Annotated in this window: 20 protein-coding genes; 12 read left to right on the top strand and 8 right to left on the bottom strand. The window is 42.2% G+C overall.

Annotated elements, in window-relative coordinates; all coding sequences use genetic code 11:
* Window positions 1-28 precede the first annotated feature (28 nt).
* On the top strand, window positions 29-1,066 hold the full coding sequence (locus tag C509_RS0102490; RefSeq protein ID WP_018705326.1) for a YkvI family membrane protein: 1,038 nt from the start codon (window positions 29-31) through the stop codon (window positions 1,064-1,066).
* A 31-nt stretch (window positions 1,067-1,097) separates the two neighbouring features.
* Here C509_RS0102490 and C509_RS0102485 read toward each other — a convergent pair whose 3' ends face one another.
* The 3 genes from C509_RS0102485 to C509_RS0102475 form a co-directional block, all read right to left on the bottom strand.
* Window positions 1,098-1,811 carry a hypothetical protein gene (locus C509_RS0102485; protein ID WP_018705325.1) on the bottom strand — a complete coding sequence of 238 codons (714 nt, stop codon included), beginning with the start codon at window positions 1,809-1,811 and terminating at the stop codon, window positions 1,098-1,100.
* A gap of 43 nt (window positions 1,812-1,854) precedes the next feature.
* Window positions 1,855-2,451, bottom strand: coding sequence for a CPBP family intramembrane glutamic endopeptidase (locus tag C509_RS0102480; protein ID WP_245542411.1), 597 nt, complete (start codon window positions 2,449-2,451; stop codon window positions 1,855-1,857).
* Between the two features lie 210 nt (window positions 2,452-2,661).
* A complete protein-coding gene (locus tag C509_RS0102475) occupies window positions 2,662-2,853 on the bottom strand; it encodes a YkvS family protein (protein WP_018705323.1) in 192 nt (63 codons plus the stop codon).
* Window positions 2,854-3,510: 657 nt separating this feature from the next.
* On the opposite strand from C509_RS0102475, the gene C509_RS0102470 reads away from it, so the two are divergent.
* Entirely contained in the window at window positions 3,511-4,296 is a 786-nt protein-coding gene (locus C509_RS0102470; RefSeq protein ID WP_018705322.1) for an SDR family oxidoreductase, read from the top strand.
* A 24-nt stretch (window positions 4,297-4,320) separates the two neighbouring features.
* Complete coding sequence (locus C509_RS0102465) at window positions 4,321-5,184, top strand: NAD(P)-dependent oxidoreductase (RefSeq protein ID WP_018705321.1); 864 nt, start codon at window positions 4,321-4,323, stop codon at window positions 5,182-5,184.
* Window positions 5,185-5,894: 710 nt separating this feature from the next.
* Here C509_RS0102465 and C509_RS0102460 read toward each other — a convergent pair.
* Window positions 5,895-6,356 (bottom strand): YkyB family protein, encoded by a 462-nt coding sequence (locus tag C509_RS0102460; RefSeq protein ID WP_018705320.1) that lies wholly within the window; start codon window positions 6,354-6,356, stop codon window positions 5,895-5,897.
* 220 nt (window positions 6,357-6,576) lie between these two features.
* Between C509_RS0102460 and C509_RS0102455 the strand changes: the two genes are divergently transcribed.
* From C509_RS0102455 to C509_RS0102420, 8 genes are all read left to right on the top strand, one after another.
* Window positions 6,577-6,798: a hypothetical protein gene (locus C509_RS0102455; protein ID WP_018705319.1), complete on the top strand. Its 222-nt coding sequence runs from the start codon at window positions 6,577-6,579 to the stop codon at window positions 6,796-6,798.
* 190 nt (window positions 6,799-6,988) lie between these two features.
* Window positions 6,989-7,243, top strand: a complete 255-nt coding sequence (locus tag C509_RS0102450; RefSeq protein WP_018705318.1) for a YkuJ family protein — start codon at window positions 6,989-6,991, stop codon at window positions 7,241-7,243.
* 167 nt (window positions 7,244-7,410) lie between these two features.
* Complete coding sequence (cbpB, locus tag C509_RS0102445; protein ID WP_018705316.1) at window positions 7,411-7,839, top strand: cyclic-di-AMP-binding protein CbpB; 429 nt, start codon at window positions 7,411-7,413, stop codon at window positions 7,837-7,839.
* A 74-nt stretch (window positions 7,840-7,913) separates the two neighbouring features.
* Window positions 7,914-9,128, top strand: a complete 1,215-nt coding sequence (locus C509_RS0102440) for a multidrug effflux MFS transporter (protein ID WP_018705315.1) — start codon at window positions 7,914-7,916, stop codon at window positions 9,126-9,128.
* Between the two features lie 32 nt (window positions 9,129-9,160).
* Entirely contained in the window at window positions 9,161-10,666 is a 1,506-nt protein-coding gene (locus C509_RS0102435; RefSeq protein WP_018705314.1) for an MDR family MFS transporter, read from the top strand.
* A gap of 30 nt (window positions 10,667-10,696) precedes the next feature.
* Window positions 10,697-11,578 (top strand): transcriptional regulator CcpC, encoded by an 882-nt coding sequence (locus C509_RS0102430; RefSeq protein ID WP_018705313.1) that lies wholly within the window; start codon window positions 10,697-10,699, stop codon window positions 11,576-11,578.
* Window positions 11,579-11,906: 328 nt separating this feature from the next.
* Window positions 11,907-12,455: a peroxiredoxin gene (locus tag C509_RS0102425; protein ID WP_018705312.1), complete on the top strand. Its 549-nt coding sequence runs from the start codon at window positions 11,907-11,909 to the stop codon at window positions 12,453-12,455.
* Window positions 12,456-12,788: 333 nt separating this feature from the next.
* Window positions 12,789-13,244: a TlpA family protein disulfide reductase gene (locus C509_RS0102420; protein WP_018705311.1), complete on the top strand. Its 456-nt coding sequence runs from the start codon at window positions 12,789-12,791 to the stop codon at window positions 13,242-13,244.
* Window positions 13,245-13,347: 103 nt separating this feature from the next.
* Here the strand turns inward: C509_RS0102420 and fdhD are convergent, their stop codons facing one another.
* The 4 genes from fdhD to C509_RS0102400 all read right to left on the bottom strand — a co-directional run bounded on the left by fdhD (window position 13,348) and on the right by C509_RS0102400 (window position 18,325).
* A complete protein-coding gene (gene fdhD, locus C509_RS0102415; RefSeq protein WP_018705310.1) occupies window positions 13,348-14,133 on the bottom strand; it encodes a formate dehydrogenase accessory sulfurtransferase FdhD in 786 nt (261 codons plus the stop codon).
* Window positions 14,134-14,145: 12 nt separating this feature from the next.
* A complete protein-coding gene (locus C509_RS0102410) occupies window positions 14,146-16,497 on the bottom strand; it encodes an FdhF/YdeP family oxidoreductase (protein WP_018705309.1) in 2,352 nt (783 codons plus the stop codon).
* 126 nt (window positions 16,498-16,623) lie between these two features.
* Window positions 16,624-16,986, bottom strand: coding sequence for a Na-translocating system protein MpsC family protein (locus C509_RS0102405; RefSeq protein ID WP_026319641.1), 363 nt, complete (start codon window positions 16,984-16,986; stop codon window positions 16,624-16,626).
* A 70-nt stretch (window positions 16,987-17,056) separates the two neighbouring features.
* A complete protein-coding gene (locus C509_RS0102400; protein ID WP_018705307.1) occupies window positions 17,057-18,325 on the bottom strand; it encodes an L-lactate MFS transporter in 1,269 nt (422 codons plus the stop codon).
* Between the two features lie 482 nt (window positions 18,326-18,807).
* Here C509_RS0102400 and C509_RS0102395 point away from each other — a divergent pair, with 482 nt between their 5' ends.
* Window positions 18,808-19,260: a general stress protein gene (locus C509_RS0102395; protein ID WP_018705306.1), complete on the top strand. Its 453-nt coding sequence runs from the start codon at window positions 18,808-18,810 to the stop codon at window positions 19,258-19,260.
* Window positions 19,261-19,373: the final 113 nt, after the last annotated feature.

The following is a 19,373-nucleotide window of genomic DNA, read 5'->3' as shown; positions in this document are numbered from 1 at the left end:
ATAAAAGGAGGGGAAAGGGGCGCATCTGTTGAAAAAATGGTCAGAGGCTTTCCAAGTCGCTTCGGTTTACGTAGGAACAATTGTAGGCGCGGGATTTGCAACCGGACGGGAGATCGTTGAGTTTTTCACACGTTTTGGTTTCTATGGAACTGCCGCTATTTTTCTGGCAGGTATCCTGTTTATTGTGTTGGGATCAAAGATTATGCTGGTTTCGATTGATCTTGAGGCGAAGTCCTTTGAGCAATTGAATGAGTATTTATTTGGACGTCGGCTTGCTATGGTCATGAACTTATTTTTAATGGTCATGCTGACGGGAGTATGTGCTGTAATGCTCTCCGGTGCGGAGGCATTATTTATGGAACAGCTTCGGCTTCCTCCGCGGACAGGATTAATGGTTACGGTTATACTTACACTTATTGTCATGACTGCCGGAGTGAAGGGGCTGTTTGCAGTTAATACTTTTGTAGTCCCCATGATGGTCATTTTCAATTTTCTTGTCATGCTTCTAGTTCTAAAAACGGAAAGTCGAATATTCGTACCAATACATGTTTCAGGCTGGAAAGAAGGCGGGAAAGCGGTTTTGTCGGCTTTTTCATATGCGGCCTTTAACCTGGCATTGGCACAGGCTGTTTTGGTGCCTATGGCCGCAGAGATCAAGGATCGGTCCGCTGTAAAATTGGGAGGGATGATCGGTGGTCTGTTACTGACTGTTATCCTTTTAGCAAGTCACATCTCTCTTGGAACCTTACCTGATCCTGCAGGATATGAAATCCCAATGGCGGTCATTGTAAAAGGATTAGCTGGAACGTTCCACTTCTTATATCTACTTATCATATACGGGGAAATTTTCACATCGGTGATTGGAAATTTGTACGGGCTGGAAAGGCAGATTCGCGGCTATTTAATGATAAACAGCTTTTGGATCCATATTGGCCTGTTAGCGGTTGTTTACTTGATCAGCCATGTGAAATATGGAACCTTGCTGGAATTCTTATATCCTTTGTTCGGCTATATCAGTATCGGCTTTTTGTTTTTGCTGCTGATCAAACCGACTAAAGCCCGGTAAATAAGACTAACCGGGCTTTATAATGTCAGATTCACTTTTCTTCAATAGTCTCAGCCATCGTCAAGAATGGGTCTTCCATATCCTCTTTGGTTGGCGTAAAAATTGTCAGTTTCAGAAGTCGATCCTTTTGCGGGACGAGAAATACACTTACTTTTTCATTTCCGTTATCAGCCGTAAAGCCGGCTGCGCCTTTCAGCCACTTGTATCTATCTGGCTTGGCATGTTTAATTTCGGAACTGACAGACTCAAGCTGGGATTTGGCAGTTTCAATTTCAACATTTAAATCTGTTTCAGCCGGGAGAATCTCAATCCGCATAAACAATGTGTCATTCTCTTTAAGGTAGAGTACATCTTTTTGTGGTTCCTCACCGGTCAGTTCATATCCTGGAAGTACGTACAGGGAAAAATCCTGATTGTCACTTTCCTTTAAAAATGCCGTCTCTTCTTTTTCTTGGCCGTTCATTTGATATGTAAGGTTTTGCTCCAACAGTCGGACATTGTCTGATTCACTTTCCTCTTTATCTTCACCGAGTTCATTTTCCGTTTGATCTTGTCCATCAGAGGTTTGATTTTCAGGTTGCTGTTCACCGTTTTCTTGTTTGTTTTTGTCATCACCTACAGTTTCGGTTTTTTCCTTTCCATCCACAGTCTCGTTTCCGGCATTTTGCTCTTTTTTCGTTGAACCGCAGGCTGCGAGTAAGGAAGCGGCAAGGAGGAAGGTGAACAAAGACTTCATTTTTTTCATTTTTATAGCCTCCCATATTAGTGTTTTCAATCTATTTGTTTGCCTAATATAAAGGAAAGATGATCAATAACAATAAATCAAATGTCAAATGCGAAAAAATAACAAGAGGGATACTGCGTTTCCACATATACAAGGAACCCCAGACAAGTCCGCTCACAAAAGCGGCTAAGGCCAATACGGGGTATCCTGAGAGGATAAAACCCGCTCCATTGAGCACAGCAGCGGCAACTATGGCTGTGGCCGGGCGGAGCAGTCTTGCCATTCTTTTAAGGACAAAACCTCTCCAAAAGATTTCTTCTCCTGGAATGATGATAAAAATAAGGACAAGGTAATGCCAGATGAAAGTAAAAGAAAAATGTTTGAATATCGAAGCAACCTGGTCATTCAATGACCCCGGCATCATGGAAAATATCCAATTCCCTGCAAAAAACAGCAAATAAAGGGAAATCCCCGACCAGAGTCCATGTTTGATATAGTCCTTAGCCGGCACTTCATCGTCAAGATGTTCATTTATAATAGTATAGCTTATTAAAAATAAAAGTGTGGCTGTATATAAATACCAAAATACATCTTTTCTGTCGAAAGTGACATAGATGAGCAGAAAAGCAAAGAATATACCGCCGATTAATTTAAAGTCCATCCATTTTTTAAACATAAAACAGGTTCGTTTCCTTTCTTCATTCATAACCTTATGAGAATATGAATTCATTCTAACGGAAAAAAGGTTAATCATCCATTTATATTCTGACAAAGCTGTGGTATTTCAATGACCTCCTAAAAAGAGGGAGTCAGCCAATCTAAAAAAGCAAGCATGTTCGCTTGCTTTTTTAGATTAGTTTCTTCGCCTTTCTTATAACTTGATTGATTCATTTATAATCTTATAGTTTTTATGGTTAATGACTGTTTTTTCCTCCAGTTCAAGGTCACGGTAATTATCCATATATGTCAAGTCCACAATTACCGAGTTTTCATTTACTTTTTCAACTATACCCCTAAGGCCGTCTTTAAATTCAATGAGGTCACCGACTTTAGCAATTTTCATTGGCTTCTCCCCTTTATTTTTTTATCTAGTTTGCACTATTTTCTGTGAAAGTGCAAACTAGATAAAAAAACGGTTTCTTTTATGTGAAAGAATCTGTACAACGAGTGATAACTACTAATCATAAGGTTAATCACGATTACAAATAATTTTTCATCATCATTATGTAATTAAAATGAAATAAAAAATTATTAAAAAAGGGTTATTTGTCCAAGTTTTGGGTAATAGAATACTAATCATGACTGAATGGAATTTTCTAGTAGTCATGTCAATCTCATTTTTCCCCCTTTTTATTGGAAGACTTGTGTCTTCCTTTTTTTTGTGTCCTTTCAAGTATAACTATGTTGCCCGGGATTTCTAAAGTAGCTGTCACGCGACTTTTCATTCTTTTCATTCCGTTTGAAGACAAATGTCTGGCCGTTAAGCCTACATGGGAAAAGGTCAGGAAGGTGCCCTCCTGGGGTAGGGCTAATTCTGTGTCGAAACAGAAACATTTCAATGAAGTTGTATACGGAACCCGTTGAAAGAACTAAAATTTAGATGTTAAGACAACTCTGAATGAAGGAATCTCTCTTCTGTTTGCCGAGCTTGCACTTGGGCTTGCAAGCTAGTTCTTGTGCTATACTTGTGACAGGAATAAAGAGAAGAGGGGATGAAAAAATGGATTTGGGTTTGAAAGATAAAAGAGCCCTTGTCATGGCTTCCAGTCAAGGTTTGGGAAAAGCCATCGCTGAACAACTTGTCCGGGAAGGAACAGACGTCATGATTGCCAGCCGGAACGAACAACAATTGAAAAAAGTGGCGGAGGAGCTAAATGGCATTAATGGCGGCAAGGTGAAATACATACGTTGCGACATTACAAATTCTGCCGATATCACCCGTACAGTAAAGCATACGGCTGATGTGTTTGGAGGAATCGATATATTGATAAACAATGCAGGCGGACCTCCAGCCGGAAGTTTTGAAGATATGAAGGATGAGGACTGGCAGCGTTCATTTGAGTTGAATCTACTTTCTTACATTAGGGTAATTAGGGAAGCGCTTCCGTTGTTGAAGGAAAAAGGGGGCAGAATCATAAATATTGCTTCTTCCTCGATCAGGGAGCCCATTCCAGGGTTGATTTTATCCAATACATTCAGGTTGGGCATAGTCGGGCTTTCAAAAACGATAGCAAATGAATTTGCGAAATACAATATTCTTGTAAATACCGTAGGCCCTGGAAGAATAGCAACCGAAAGAGTGGAGCACCTTGATGAGGCGCATGCCCAAATGGAAGGAGTTTCCGTTCAAGAGATTAAAACGCGGTCACAAAAGAGCATCCCTCTTGGAAGAGACGGAACGCCGGAGGAATTCGCGAAGATTGTTGTTTTTCTTGCTTCAGAGGGGAATACATACATGACAGGCAGCACATTTGTGGTAGATGGCGGAAAATTAAGGTCCATTTAAATGGAGGAGGCTGGTTTTAAACAAATGGAGAGGAAAATCGGTTTTATTGGAATTGGAGTAATGGGGAAGTCAATGGTCCGCAATTTAATGAAGAACGGGTACCCCGTCTTCATCTATACACGCACAAAAGAAAAGGCAGAAGAATTGCTGGCTGAAGGAGCAAATTGGAAAGCATCTCCAAAAGAAGTTGCTCAAGAAGCCCATATCATCATTACAATGGTAGGGTATCCACATGATGTGGAAAGCGTGTATTTTGACGATAATGGAATTTTTGCAGGAGCTGGGAAAGCCAAAGTTGCCATTGATATGACAACATCTACCCCGACGCTGGCCAAAAAAATCTTTGCAGAAGCTGAGGAGCTTGGAATGGATGCTCTAGATGCACCTGTTTCAGGAGGGGATATAGGGGCTAAGAATGGAACCCTATCCATCATGGTAGGTGGAAGTGAAAGGGTATTTAACGAGGTGTATTCTGTGCTATCGGTACTCGGGAATAATATTGTATTTCAAGGAGAAGCAGGAGCAGGGCAGCATACTAAAATGTGCAATCAAATCGCTATAGCTTCCAATATGATTGGTGTGACAGAAGCGCTTGTCTATGCGAAAAAAGCCGGCCTTGATCCTGAGAGGATGCTCACTTCCATCAGCACCGGAGCTGCAGGCAGTTGGTCCATGTCAAATCTACTCCCAAGAGTATTGAAGGAAGACTATTCGCCCGGGTTTTTCATCAAGCATTTTATAAAAGATATGGGAATCGCACTTGATGAAGCGAAAAAAATGGGGCTAGAGCTGCCGGGCCTTGCGCTTGCAGAAAAAATGTATAAATCTTTGGCGGAAAAGGGCGAGGAAAACAGCGGAACACAAGCTTTGATAAAATATTGGAATTGAGAAAATTAAAATGGCCTACAAGCTCGAGGAGAATATTGATGAGGAAGATTTATCCATTACGGCAAATTGATTGATCCTTACGTCGGTGGCATCTGATAAACAACACGTACTAATTTGATTGGGTCACTTCGTCTAACTCTTGTTCATGTAAAGATCGGGCCACATGTTAACTCTCCAAAACAAAATTAGATCCTTTATTCCGGTGCCTGTGTTGGAAAACAAATAGCCTGATTTATGTCCTAATGATCAATTAAGCCTAATATGGTTCAATTGTTTGCTTTTGATGTTTTCTTCAATTACTCGTGCTTTATTTTAAAAGTATGTTGAACATATATTGCTAAAATAAGTATGTCGCATACCCTGTGGAAAGAAGGAGTTGGAATGATGGCCGCAGGCTTGTGCAGTGGGAATAATATTGAATGTTATGGAAGCCGCTGATGAAAGTCAGCGGCTTTAAGGTTTAGTAAACATTTAATTAGCATGCTATCAATATATAATTTGATTGAAAAAACTCTTCCTGGCTGCATTGTCAACTTGTTTCTTATCCCCGAACGAAGCTCCATCCAGTCTGAATGGTCGTTTCGAAGGACATTATACCACCAAAAAGAGTGCGGATCTGTTCAAATGATTGTATATTAAGTTCTTTAAACTCCAATGGAGTATCGGAATCAAGCTGTCATGCATGACTTTACACACAGACATGGAACCCATCAAAAAAAACTGTCCCCCAATTTTTTAAACACTGGCTTCTGCTGCGACCTTTTTTGATGTTCTTGTCTGGGTTCTTTGAGACCGGTATAATCTTGAAGGAGTTGTTTCGCTTTACTTAGCGACATGCGAGTTTTTGGATTGCGGGAATGTTGATCAAGATGGCCTAAATGAGGTAATTGTTCAAAATCTTCCTTTGTAGGCGGGATATGAAATGTGTAATCTCCGCATTTGACTAATACATCTGATTGCTGCTGGCTGAATTTCGGGTTTCTTGAAAAATGCAGTCCGGTTTTTGACGCTTTTCCTTCCCTGATCATTTTTTCAAGTGCCTGTTTCTTCAGGTTATATAGGAATTTCGGATTAATGGCTGTTTTTGCGTGTCTGTTGACCGTGAAAATAGCCTGAGACAGATTCTCAATGGTCGGTACTAGTGGAGTAGTTCTTCTGTTATCCGGATCCACAAGTCGGTTCTCCTTTCTTTAATTGATAGAAATTTATTAACAATTATATCATTATGCAATTGGAATGAAAAGACGTGCCTTGTTTAAAGATGAATAACAACTTAATTTTTACTTGAAAACCGAGCATGCCAGGTGTATATTAACTGTGTCGGTGATAGAGGAATTTACAACGATTAATTGACATATAGCTAAGAAAGCTTGCAGGGAAGGAGATGCAGGAATGAAAAAAAGTAAAGATTATGAAGCTGTTTTCCTGCCTTCAAAATCAGGTGTTATCAAAATTTATATTTACGGATTTAAGCCCTACGGTTCATGGGGTCAAGTATTTACTAGCATGAATGGAGTTTCCGTAAACGTCAAAGGGTATAATCGAAAGAAAACAATTATCAGATCGTTAAAGAAATTGAATGAGTCATTGTTGAATATTAAGGAAGATCAATAGACGATTTTTTCACTAGTGATATATCAATGAGTGGTTTTAAAAAGGTCTTCCGGGGGAAATAGTTTTAGGCAGGTTCATCCTGTCTAATTTTTTTGTGTAAATTTGCGGTAACGCAAAAAATAAACGATTTGCATTGTTTGAGGGGCTTCTTTTATAATAAGTGTGTCTTCCCAAAGAAAGGGGTTAAAACATGTCACAATTATTAGGTATAATTCAAAGACTGCAAACAATGCAAAGTATGGAGGGCCAAGAGGAAGTTCCTCAAAGACAATTTGAAGTGAACGGGAAAGTCATCTGCCAGGTGAAATACTTTTCGGGTACAGGAACATTCGAAGTGGAAGAATACGATAAGGATAAAAATAAGCAGACATATCAATTTGACGACATTGATGCTGCAGCTATAGAAATATTCGATATTGTACAAGAAGAAAAAGCGTATCGTTAAACTTTTTGCCTTCCGCTTGCTCCTTGAAGCGGAAGACTTTTTAACCTTGAAGGCGGTCTCACATTTTCTTTAAAATGATTTTTCATATGACAGATTTGTTTCCCTTTTCTAAATTTATGGTAAAATGATATTAGAACGATTTTGTAAAGAGATGAGGGAGTTTAAAGATGATTTCCTTGAAAAGTCAGGCGTTTACAGAACCGAAGATCAGTGACTACATGATTCCGTCTGAAAAAGTGGCCCACGTGCAAATAGGAAATAATTTAGAGCATGCTTTGCTCGTTTTGACAAAGAGTGGCTATTCTGCTATACCGGTGCTTGATGCCCGTTTTAAATTACACGGTTTAATTAGTTCTGCCATCATTACAGAATCGATTCTTGGACTTGAAAGGATTGAATTCGAGAAGCTTAGTGATAAAAAAGTCGAGGACGTCATGGCTGTAAATATTCCGATTGTTATGCTCCGTGATCATTTTAAAAAAGCAGTTGGTCTGCTTATCGACCATCCTTTTTTATGTGTTCTTGACGAAGAGGGATACTTTGAAGGCATTGTTACAAGAAGAGCCCTTTTAAAAGAGCTGAAATTGCAACTTTAATGTAAAAGTGTTCAAGAAGGCGGCTCCCTTTTTCGGGAGCCTAATTTTATTGCCAGATTTGGAGGGGGGGAGTCATGAAGGGTTCTGCTCTACATCATTATTCTGTTGTTTCACATCCTAAAATGAATCGCTTATGGGCCGCTGTCATCCTTGGTTCGTTGACAGCTTTTGGACCGCTTTCGGTCGATATGTATCTTCCTGGCTTGCCTGATCTGGCTGCTGGTTTTCAGACGAATGCTTCCTCGGCTCAACTGACACTCACTGCTTTTTTGTTGGGTATGGCTGCCGGGCAGCTTATTGTCGGCCCGCTAAGTGACGCCAGAGGACGAAAAAAGCCTTTGGTGGCAGGGTTGATTGTTTTTACGATCGCCTCTTTACTTTGCATGGCCATGCCGAGTATTTGGGGATTAATTGCCATGAGATTTATACAGGGTGCCTCTGCTGCTGCGGGTATCGTGATTGCCAGGGCAGTGGCACGTGATCTGTATTCAGGAGTTGAGCTTACAAAGTTCTTCGCTTTGTTGATGCTCGTCAATGGAGCTGCTCCGATTGCAGCCCCTGTAGCGGGAGGACAGTTGCTGTCCATCATGCCGTGGCAAGGGATTTTTGGGGTTCTTTCTGTCATCGGAGCTGTTATGTTGATCTCAGTCCTCTGGGGTCTCCCTGAAACGCTGCCGGAATCCAACCGTTCTGAAGGCGGCATCGGAAATATGTTCAGTACCTTTTCTTTTCTTATAAAGGATAAAGTTTTTATGGGTTATTGTTTGGCGCAAGGGTTCGTTATGGCTTCCATGTTCGTATACATAGCCGGCTCACCGTTTTTGCTGCAGGAACACTTTAAATTATCCCCACAGGCCTTCAGTCTGTTGTTTGCCCTGAATGGGGCTGGAATTATTGCTTCTGCACAAATAACCGGATGGCTTGCAGGCAGGGTCCATGAAAAAAAGCTATTAGCGATAGGTCTGATAATGGCTGTAGCTAGCAGCATAGCCCTTTTTCTGATGCTTATGTTCAATGCGGGCCTGATCTTTGTTTTGATTCCACTTTTCTTCTCAGTATCGACCGTCGGAATTGTCGGAACAACATCATTTTCACTTGCCATGTCCGATAAGGAGAAAACGGCCGGCAGTGCCGCTGCGCTCCATGGACTTATGCCTCATGTATTTGGAGCAGCGGCTGCCCCGCTTGCAGGCCTAGGCAGCGCCAGTATATTGCCGATGGGCATTATTATGACCGCCTGCCATATATTTGCCTTATTCTTTTATTGCCTTCTCAGCCGGACCAAGTAGACGATGACACAGATAAAAAAGGAGATGGAATAATGGGGGAGTTGGCAAAGAATATCCCAAGCCGTACCAAACGCCCATATGTACTTGCTGCTGTTATGCTGGCAATGTTCATAGGTGCTGTCGAAGCGACAATTGTTGCCACCGCCATGCCAGCCATCATTGGGGATTTGGGAGGATTTGCCCACTACAGTTGGGTTTTCTCCGCATATTTATTAATGAATACAATTACAGTTCTTATCTATGGGAAATTGTCAGACCTTTATGGTAGAAAGCCAATTTTAACAATAGGAATCAGTATTTTCCTTATCGGATCAATTTTATGCGGCCTCTCGAGTTCTATGGAGCAGCTTATAATCTTTAGGCTCATCCAAGGGTTGGGTGCCGGGGCGGTGATGCCGATTGCAACAACAATCGTTGGAGATATTTATACAGCAGAAGAACGTGCCCATGTACAAGGGTATTTATCAAGCGTCTGGGGAATTTCTGCTATCATGGGACCGGCAGTAGGCGGGCTCCTTGTAGAGTACATAAGCTGGAGATGGGTATTTTGGGTAAGTATTCCGTTAGGTGTCCTGTCCATTATCGGCATTTGGCTTTTTTTGCATGAAACAATTGAGAAAAAGAAGCCGGATATCGACTATGCTGGTGCAGGCCTTCTGACTGTAACCATTTCCTCTTTCATGATTATTTTGGTGGAGGGCGGCGTCCGGTTCTCTTGGTCCTCTCCTCAGGTGCTCACACTTGCCATCATTGCAACAGCAGCCTTCCTATTGTTTATTTTACAAGAGAGCAGGGCGGCTGAGCCTATGGTGCCTTTGAAGATTTGGAGGCTTAGGCCCATTTTGATTGCCAACCTAGTCTCTTTTACAACAGGCTTGATGTTAATTGGAATTTCAAGCTTTTTACCTGCATATGTTCAAGGCGTAATGGAAAAAAGTGCTACTATTGCTGGTTTTACATTAACTGCAATGTCCATCGGCTGGCCACTGGCATCAACAGCTGCCGGTAGATTGATCGTAAAAATTGGCTATCGTTCCACATCCTTTGTCGGCGGCATTTTTCTTGTTGCCGGGGGTGGACTGTTCGTTACGATTGTACCGTCAGCCGGACCTGCGGGAGCTGCCTTATCCTCCTTTTGTGTAGGAGTCGGAATGGGGCTGACAAGCACTTCATTTATAGTACTCATACAAGGGTCTGTGGATTGGAAGCAGCGTGGTATCACAACTGCATCAAATATGTTTATGAGAAATTTGGGCAATACTGTTGGTGCTGCTTTGCTTGGTGGAATTCTCAATGGCCAGATCCTCCGTTATTTTGCGGAGCACGGGGGAAAGACAGGTCAAAACCTCACGCTGGATTCCACCAATATGCTACTTACGGAGGAACATCGGGCCGAATTGGGTGAATCGTTTAAAAGTCTGCTGCAGGAGGGGCTATCATACTCCTTGCACTCTGTTTATATAGCTGTACTTATGTTCGGTATCATCAGTTTCTTTTTGGTACTTCTCCTCCCCAAAAAAAGCAGAGCGGAGGCATAAGAATAAATACTTGAATCAAGAGGTTTTTATATGTCCAATACAGATCTACGGTTTTTAACCGTGCTTGCCGAAGAAATGAATATGCGAAAGGCAGCGGAGAAGCTTTTTGTTTCCCAGCCTGCTTTGTCCCAACGGCTGCAAAATATCGAGAAGCAATGGGGGACGAAACTATTTATCCGCTCACAAAAAGGTTTGATCCTTACTCCGTCCGGAGAGATTGTCGTTAAATTTGCAAAAGAGATGCTTGAGAAGGAAGAACGGGTAGTCGAAGAAATACAGGCTCTTGAAACGCATGTGCATGGGACATTAAAAATAGCATGTGCTTCGATAGTTGGTCAAAATTGGCTTCCGAAAGTCCTGAAGAAGTTTGTGAGTTTGTACCCCAATGCGAAGATTTCCCTTATAACCGGATGGAGCAGTGAAATCCTTAAGGCGCTTTACGGAGGGGATGTACATATCGGCATCATCAGAGGAGCGACGGATTGGAAAAGTTCAAAACATCATTTGTTCGAGGATAGCCTCTATCTAGTGGACAGGGAAATCAAAAAAGTTGACCAGGTACTCCAAACCGACCGTCCTTTCATCCAGTTCAAAAGTGATTCGAATTATTACCAGGAAATCCAGGATTGGTGGCACCGCCAATTTCAGACTGCACCGAAAAGAACCATTGTTGTAGACCAGATCGAGACATGCAAGCAAATGGCATACAATGGAATCGGGTATGCCATCCTGCCGGCTATCACACTGAATGGCCCAGATAAAAACATGTATCAAATTCCTCTCATGGATGAAAAGGGGATGCCTATCAAACGTGACACTTGGCTGCTTGGTTATGATTCCGCTTTTGAATTGAGACAGGTTCAGGCATTTTTGGAAGTTGTCCGTGAATTTAATGATGCCCACCCGGAATGATCGATAGCCTCCGCCTTTTGAAGCGCATTTTTTATAAAATAATATAGCGATTCCCTGCTTCTTTTGCGGAGCATTTTGTTTTGTTGTCGATATAAGTCATGGTAGACTGAAGATAGAGGAATATTTATCCGTTTTTATGGGATACATAATAAAGTGAAATAGAGTAAACGCATTAATTAGTAATGATTTTTTATTTAAATTTATTATAATTAATGTTGACTTGGCTTACTGATTATCCTATAATAACAATTGTGATGAGGTTGTACACTGAGAACATACATAGGTTTTTCTCAGTTAAATATTATATTATTTACGGAGGGATTTTACTGTGGCAGAACGTATGGTAGGAAAACAAGCACCACGCTTTGAAATGGAAGCAGTAATGCCAAACAAGGAATTTGGTAAAGTAAGTCTGGAAGAGAACATGAAGAACGACAAATGGACAGTTCTATTTTTCTATCCAATGGACTTCACATTTGTTTGCCCAACAGAAATCACGGCACTTTCCGACCGTTATGACGAATTCGAAGATCTGGATGCTGAAGTGATTGGAGTTTCCACAGACACAATCCACACTCACTTGGCTTGGATTAACACTGATCGCAAGGACAATGGTCTTGGCGATTTGAAATACCCGCTTGCTGCGGACACTAACCATATTGTTTCCCGTGAATACGGAGTACTGATCGAAGAAGAAGGTATTGCACTTCGCGGATTGTACATCATCAACCCGGAAGGTGAATTGATGTATTCTGTTGTCAACCACAACAACATCGGACGTGACGTGGACGAGACTCTTCGCGTACTTCAAGCTTTACAAACAGGCGGACTTTGCCCTGCAAACTGGAGACCTGGCCAAGAAACACTGAACGTTTAATATAGAAAAGCGAAAGCGCCTTGACCGGCCCCGACAAGCATAAGTCGATTCCCGAGGAGGCAGCTTTTCAGCCACCACAGGGAATGGACTTATGACCTCGAGGGGCTAGGCGCTGGAGCTGGACATTAGAAAAGCGTAAGCGCCCTGATCAACACTGAAAGGCGCAGCCCGATTCCTGAAGAGGCAGTACTCCAGCCGTTACAGGCAATTGGTTTGTGACCCCGTGAGATTAGGTTAGGCGGTGTAGCTTAGCATTGAATAGGACAGGCACTTTTCGTGTCTGTCTTTCTATATCAGAGCTTAAAATTTTCCAAAGAAGAGAGGGATCGCTTGATGAAATTGCGTGAACCTATGCCCGAACTGGAAGGTGCAACCGAATGGCTTAACGGCCAGAAGACAAAAGAAGACTTGATAGGGGAGAAGCCTACATTAATTCACTATTGGTCCATCAGTTGTCATCTCTGTAAAGAAGCCATGCCGCAGGTAAATCAATTCCGTGACGATTATAAAGATAAATTGAATGTAGTTGCTGTCCATATGCCAAGATCCGAAAACGATCTTGATATTGAAGAAATAAAAAAAGTTGCGAATGAGCATGGCATTACGCAGCCTATCTTTATAGACAGCCAATTGAAACTGGCTGATGCATTTCAAAATGAATATGTGCCTGCATATTATGTGTTTGATAAAGACGGACAATTACGCCATTTCCAAGCCGGAGGCGGCGGAATGAAAATGCTTGAAAAACGGGTGAACCGTGTGTTGGGCGAATTGGAGAAAAAAGAATAAAGTTAAGGAAAGACGCTTTCAATGAAGGGCGTCTTTTTGGTTTGAAAAAAGAAAGAACCGGGGGGAGGGACCTCCCCCGGCTCGATTGTGGAACACACTCCGCCTAGACAATCCGTTCAGGGTGTGTGTAAATGTTCAATTGGTTGTTCCTTGCAAATCCTATCGCAGTAATGCCTAGGTCATGCGCTAAATCAATTCCTAAGGTCGTTGGAGCTGATTTTGAGATCAGTATGCCTGCTCCGATTTTGGCAACCTTCAATACGATTTCGGACGAAATTCTTCCGCTAAAAACGATTATTTTATCTTTTAAGGATATGTTGTTAATAATGCAGTAGCCGAATATTTTATCCAAGGCATTATGACGGCCTATATCGGAATAACTAAAAAGCAGCTCATCCTCAGTGCATAAGGCTGCATTGTGTACACCGCCTGTACGCTGGAACTCTTCTGAACTTTTCTGCATTTTTTCCATCAGTTTCAAGCACTGCCCAGCAGAGATTTTTTGCCTGGTCATGATTGTTTTGGCCGTTTTAGCATCATTGTAGAAGTAAAATTGTCGGCTTTTACCACAGCACGAACCAATCATCCGTTTCGAGTAATATTCTTTGCTGATCACTTGCTTTACTTTTAATTCTACATAGGCAAATCCCTGATGTTCATCTATATCAAAGGAAGAGATGTCTCCGATATTTCTGATCATTCCTTCGGATGCCAAAAAGCCGATTACAAGCTCTTTCAAATTTGCAGGAGTGCAGACGACTGTTGCGAATTCTTCATTATCGATATGGATTGTAAGCGGATATTCTACAGCAGCCTGATCCTCTATTTCTATAAGTTTTTCTCCGTTGTATCTCAGTACTTGCAGACGATCTCTGACGATAGGCTCCATTAAACCACCTTCTTAGCTAATTTCTTGTTCGAGATCATCGATTCGCTTTTCCAAATAATTAATGTCTTTCCGGGCATTGTACGTATCTGCTTTTTCAACAATGACTCCGATATTATATTCCGGAATTCCAGCGAATTGTTCATAGATGCCTTTTTGCAGTAAAACATTCCCTTCAGGCCAGTATACGGAAATGTTGCCTCTGCGTGTATCAGCAAACTTTGCTTTACCTTGGAAGGTCCCATATTGATTGTATACAACAATGGCATCGCCTTCCACTATTCCATGTTCTTTGGCATCTTCGGGATGTATTAAGACATCGTATCGATCTGCTGCATTAAAGGGATCCTTCTCGCTGTAAATCATCGAATTGAATTGTTTGCCCCGTCTAGTCGTAACATAGAAATGGCCTTCAGGCTTGCGTAATTCGGGAAGCTCGATTGGCAGAAGGGAGGCTTTTCCGTCTTCGGTCGGACATATGCCGTCCTCGCACAGCCAAGCTCCACCCCATTGGAAAACATCTCCCTGGTTTTTTAAATGTTGGATGCCATCATAATTGGGGTTTGCAACGGCTATTTCAGCTCTTATTTGTTCCGCCTCTATAAAATTCATTAAATGTTTTTTCTCAGGTTTAATACGTGAAGCCAAATCTACGTAAATTTCCCATTCGGAACGCGCTTCTTCTATTCTTGGCCCTTTGATCTCAGGAGAAAAATAGACCATCCGTTCAGTTGAAGTGGATGTTCCCCCGCCGCGCTGTTCATATCTTGTTTGTGCAGGCAGGACAATGACTTCCTCTTTGGCATCCACAAGAGTGGATGTATTCAGAATAATATCCTGGTGTACCCTTAAGTCGACACTGCTCAGACATTCTTCCATAAATGTCGGGTCAGGCATAGTTTCAAGAAAATTTCCACCTGAAGTATAAAAGACTTTCAATTTTTTCTCATGATCCTCAGGAAGTACTGCATTTTCCAGGGAAACGCCAACAATATCGCCTTGCCATCTAGGGATGTCAAAACCCCAAACCTTTTCCATTCGCTCAATGTTTTCCGGCTCGAAATCTCCTCCGGGAAGAACAAATGGATCGGCTCCCATTTCGCCTGAACCTTGGACACCGGAGTGCCCTCTAATCGGCATTACTCCACAATGTTTCCTTCCAATGAACCCTCTTAAGATTGCCAAGTTGGCCACCTGAGAAATATTATCAGTTCCAAATCGGTGCTGGGTCAAACCCATGGACCAGACAAATACGCCACTTTTGGATTTGGCGAGTAGTTCCGCGAATTCAAGCATTCTTTCTTTTTTGATTCCGGATGATTTTTCAAGCTGCTCCCAGCTCTGTTTCTGTACGTGTGCCTTCAAATCTTCAAAGCCGTTGGCATGCTTGCTTACAAAATCATGATCTATCGCTGATCCTGGCGTGTTGTCCTCCATTTCAAACCAATGCTTCATGATGCCATTCATAAAGGCGATATCCCCTCCGATATTCACTTGATAAACATCATCGGCTATTTTAGTTCCGAAGAGTGCGGATTCTGCTATTGAAGGTACCCAATAACCCTCCATAGCCGGTTCTTTGTATGGATTAATGCATATGATTTTTGTACCTTTTCTTTTCGCGGCATACATATATTTGGTTGAAACAGGTTGGTTATTGGCAGCAACAGATCCCCAGAAAATCAGAACATCAGTACCAATCCAGTCCTTATAGTTGCAGCTGGATGCTCCGATTCCAAGTGATCTTTTTAAAGCAGTCTTACTGGGCGAGTGGCAGATTCTTGATGCATTGTCAATATTATTTGTGCCTATGAACCGGGCAAACTTACCGGCTGTATAATATACTTCGTTCGTAATTCCCCGTGCTGTTAAAAACATTGCCATTTGTTTTGGGTCGATGGACTTAACCTTTTTTGCAATTGAATCAAGCGCCTCATCCCATGATATTCTGCGGAATCTATTTTCTCCCGGCTTTCGTGAGAGCGGATAGGGAATCCGGCCCAGTTTCCTTAATTCAGTGCTTCCCAACTTTCTTAGTTCTTTAATATCCGAATGAAGAACTTCCTCTTTTATGGCGGGCATCGTGTTTAACCGCAGTACATTTAACCGGGTAGTGCATAGATGCGGACCGGCCAAGGTCTGGTCATACAGACCGGATACTCCCAGTGCACAGCCATCGCACACTCCCTGTGTCAGGATTCGGTATGCATAAGGCAGATTATCGCTGTTTTCAAGCACTACTTTCATCGTGTCCCGGATATGCTTCGGTTTGACTTTGCCGAGCCCGAATGGCACTGGACTTACCCAATGTTTGGGATCAGGTTTTTTCGGCAATTTGATAGGGCCGTCGTGTTTTGTTTTTCCCATTTTCAATTCTTCCTTTCTATTATTTATACATAAAAAACCACCGCAAAAATGCCTGAAATGGGCATTTCTTTGCGGTGGTTAGTCTTTAGCAGGTTCGCTGCCAAGTGCCAACTCACTGATGGCTTATTATTTAGTATTGAATTTCTCTTCCAGGTTCTGGTCAAAGATGAAAATCGACATTCCCAAGTCTTTTTCGATGTCTATATCAACAAACAGATCAAGGAACTTTGCGCCAAGCAGTTCTTCCATTTCGATAGGATGGTTTTTTCGGTACATCTCTTTCACCATCTCAGTCCTGGCAGCCCGGACCATCTGTTTTCCATCTTCTGCGCTTGCGATAAATTTCTCGACTGGCGATAAATTGCCTTCCATTTCGCAAATCGCCCAGTTTTTGCAAAAAGTTGTCTTTATTTTGCTGGGCCCTTTACCCATATGGCGTTTTCGAAAAGATCTTACTAAATTACTGAACTCTGCCTCATAATTTCTCATCATCCAACAACCTCTTGTCCTGATGCTTACTACCATTCTACCATGTTTACAGGATATCTCAAATACCAGTTTAATTGGTTACGAAGTCTTTTCGGCTGCCTTCGGAAGCTTTTGCCTTTTTAAGCTTATTAATGTCAAGCCGGATAATAAGTGAAACGGCAAAAGCGACAACAAAGAAGGCTGCAAAGAATAGCAGGCTGTTTCCATAGCTTCCGGTCACATCCTTGATTTTTGCCGCAAACATGGGCCCTGCTACACCAGCGGCGGACCACGCTGTCAATACATAACCGTGGATGGCGCCCAATTGTTTTGTCCCAAAAATGTCTCCGATATAGGCGGGAATACAGGAAAAGCCTCCTCCGTAGCACGTCAGGATGACAGCAAGCATGATTTGGAACAATATAGATACGCTTGTGAATGGAAGAAGGGCAAATAAAGCGATTTGGATAATAAAGAAAACTGTATAAGTGTTAGGGCGGCCAATATAGTCGGAGGCGGTTGCCCAGCCTATTCGCCCGAGTCCATTAAAGATGCCGAGCACTCCAACCAATGCAGCAGCTTCGATGGATGAAAGACCAATGCTTTCCTGAGCCAGCGGACTAGCCGCGGATAAAATGGCAATACCGCAAGTTACGTTAATAAACAGCATGATCCATAAATAATAAAACCGAGGGGTTTTTATCGCTTCATTTGCTGTTAGCTGGGACAGGTCTGCTGATACTTTCCCTGATTCCACTTTTTCCTTGAAGCCTTTGGGCATCCAGCCTTCAGGCGGTTTTGCTAGATAAAGGGAGGATGAAGTCATAATAATGAAATAGATTGCTCCCAAAATAAAGAAAGTATTGGCGATCCCTACAGTCTTTATAAGGAAATCCATGACAGGACTGCTGATGGCTGCCGCAAATCCGAATCCCATAATAGCCATGCCGGTAGCCATACCTCTTCTGTCAGGAAACCATTTGACAAGTGTCGAGACAGGGGCTATGTAGCCGACACCCAAACCTATTCCGCCAATTACCCCATACGATATGTAGAGCAATGGTAAGGACCCCATTTTTACTGCGAATCCTGAACAAAAAACACCAATGCCGAAAAAGATAGAAGAGAGGAGACCAGCTTTGCGCGGACCGTGTTTTTCAACAAAATGTCCTAAAAAGGCTGCTGAAAGCCCCAAGAACAAAATAGCGAGACTGAATGTCAACTGCACCTGGCTGGCAGTCCAATTGAATTCCTCCATCAGCGGGTTGGTAAAGTTGCTCCATGCGTAGACTGATCCAATTGAAATATGTATGCCAACCGCGGAAACAACAATCAGCCACCTGTTTTTCAGTTTCTCCATTGTTTTTACCCCCTTAATGAAATAGTACCCGGATAAATGAAATCGTTAACATAGATGAAATATCAAAATTATGAAGGAATGAGTTATTACATAATACGACTTTAGGTGCAATACGCTCATTTATAAAGTCTACCAAACAAAAAACCACCGCGAAATAAAGCCTTTCCAGGAGATAAGGCGATTTGCGGTGGTTAGTCTTTAACAGGTCCGCTGCCAAGTGCCAACCGTTCGGATATTATGTTCATTACTCAAGTTTCTACATGAATATTGATATTTCGATATATATGTTAACATATTTGTCACATTTTTAATAGAGTAAAAGGTTATAAAATTCACAATTTGTTGGTTGTGAACGAAGGGGGTGGGACATGCGAATATACCAGATAGGCAAGGCTTCATAGTGCAAGACCTCTAAACGGTGTTTACAATCATTTCCCAGGGGTAATCCAATAGTATAAAAAGAATAGAAGGAGGATTTTCCCATGGAAGAAAAATATGTGGTAGGTGCCTATGATACGGAACAGGAAGCGGTAAGTGCAATCGAGCAGTTAAAACGGGATGGCTACAACCAGGATGATATTTCTGTTATTAGTAAAAACAGGCAAGAAGTGGATCACATTACTCACGAAACAGATACAAAAGCTCCTGAAGGTGCTGCAACCGGTGCTGCGACCGGCGGTGTACTTGGAGGCTTGGGAGGAGTGCTTGCTGGGCTTGGTACATTAGCGATCCCGGGAATTGGACCGGTAATTGCAGCCGGGCCGATTGTGGCAGGTTTGTCAGGAGCTGCAGCAGGAGCGGGAGTAGGAGGGCTGGCCGGTGCTTTGATCGGAATGGGAATACCTGAGGACGATGCACACCGGTATCATGATGAAGTGAAGGAAGGAAAAATACTTGTACTTGTTGACAAAGCCAAAAGGGAAATCTTACCTTAAAGAAAATATGTTTAAAATTATCTTCCGTCTGAATGGCGGAAGATTTTCTGTAAGAAGGGAGCGATCGGGCTTTTCGAATAGTGAAGTGGTATAATGGGCATTATTGTAAATGG

The organism is Siminovitchia fordii DSM 16014 = CIP 108821 (assembly GCF_000374565.1).
Taxonomy (GTDB): Bacteria; Bacillota; Bacilli; order Bacillales; family Bacillaceae_C; genus Siminovitchia; species Siminovitchia fordii.
The sequence above is the reverse complement of the archived record's forward strand: the minus strand, read 5'-3'. Positions and strand labels throughout refer to the sequence as shown.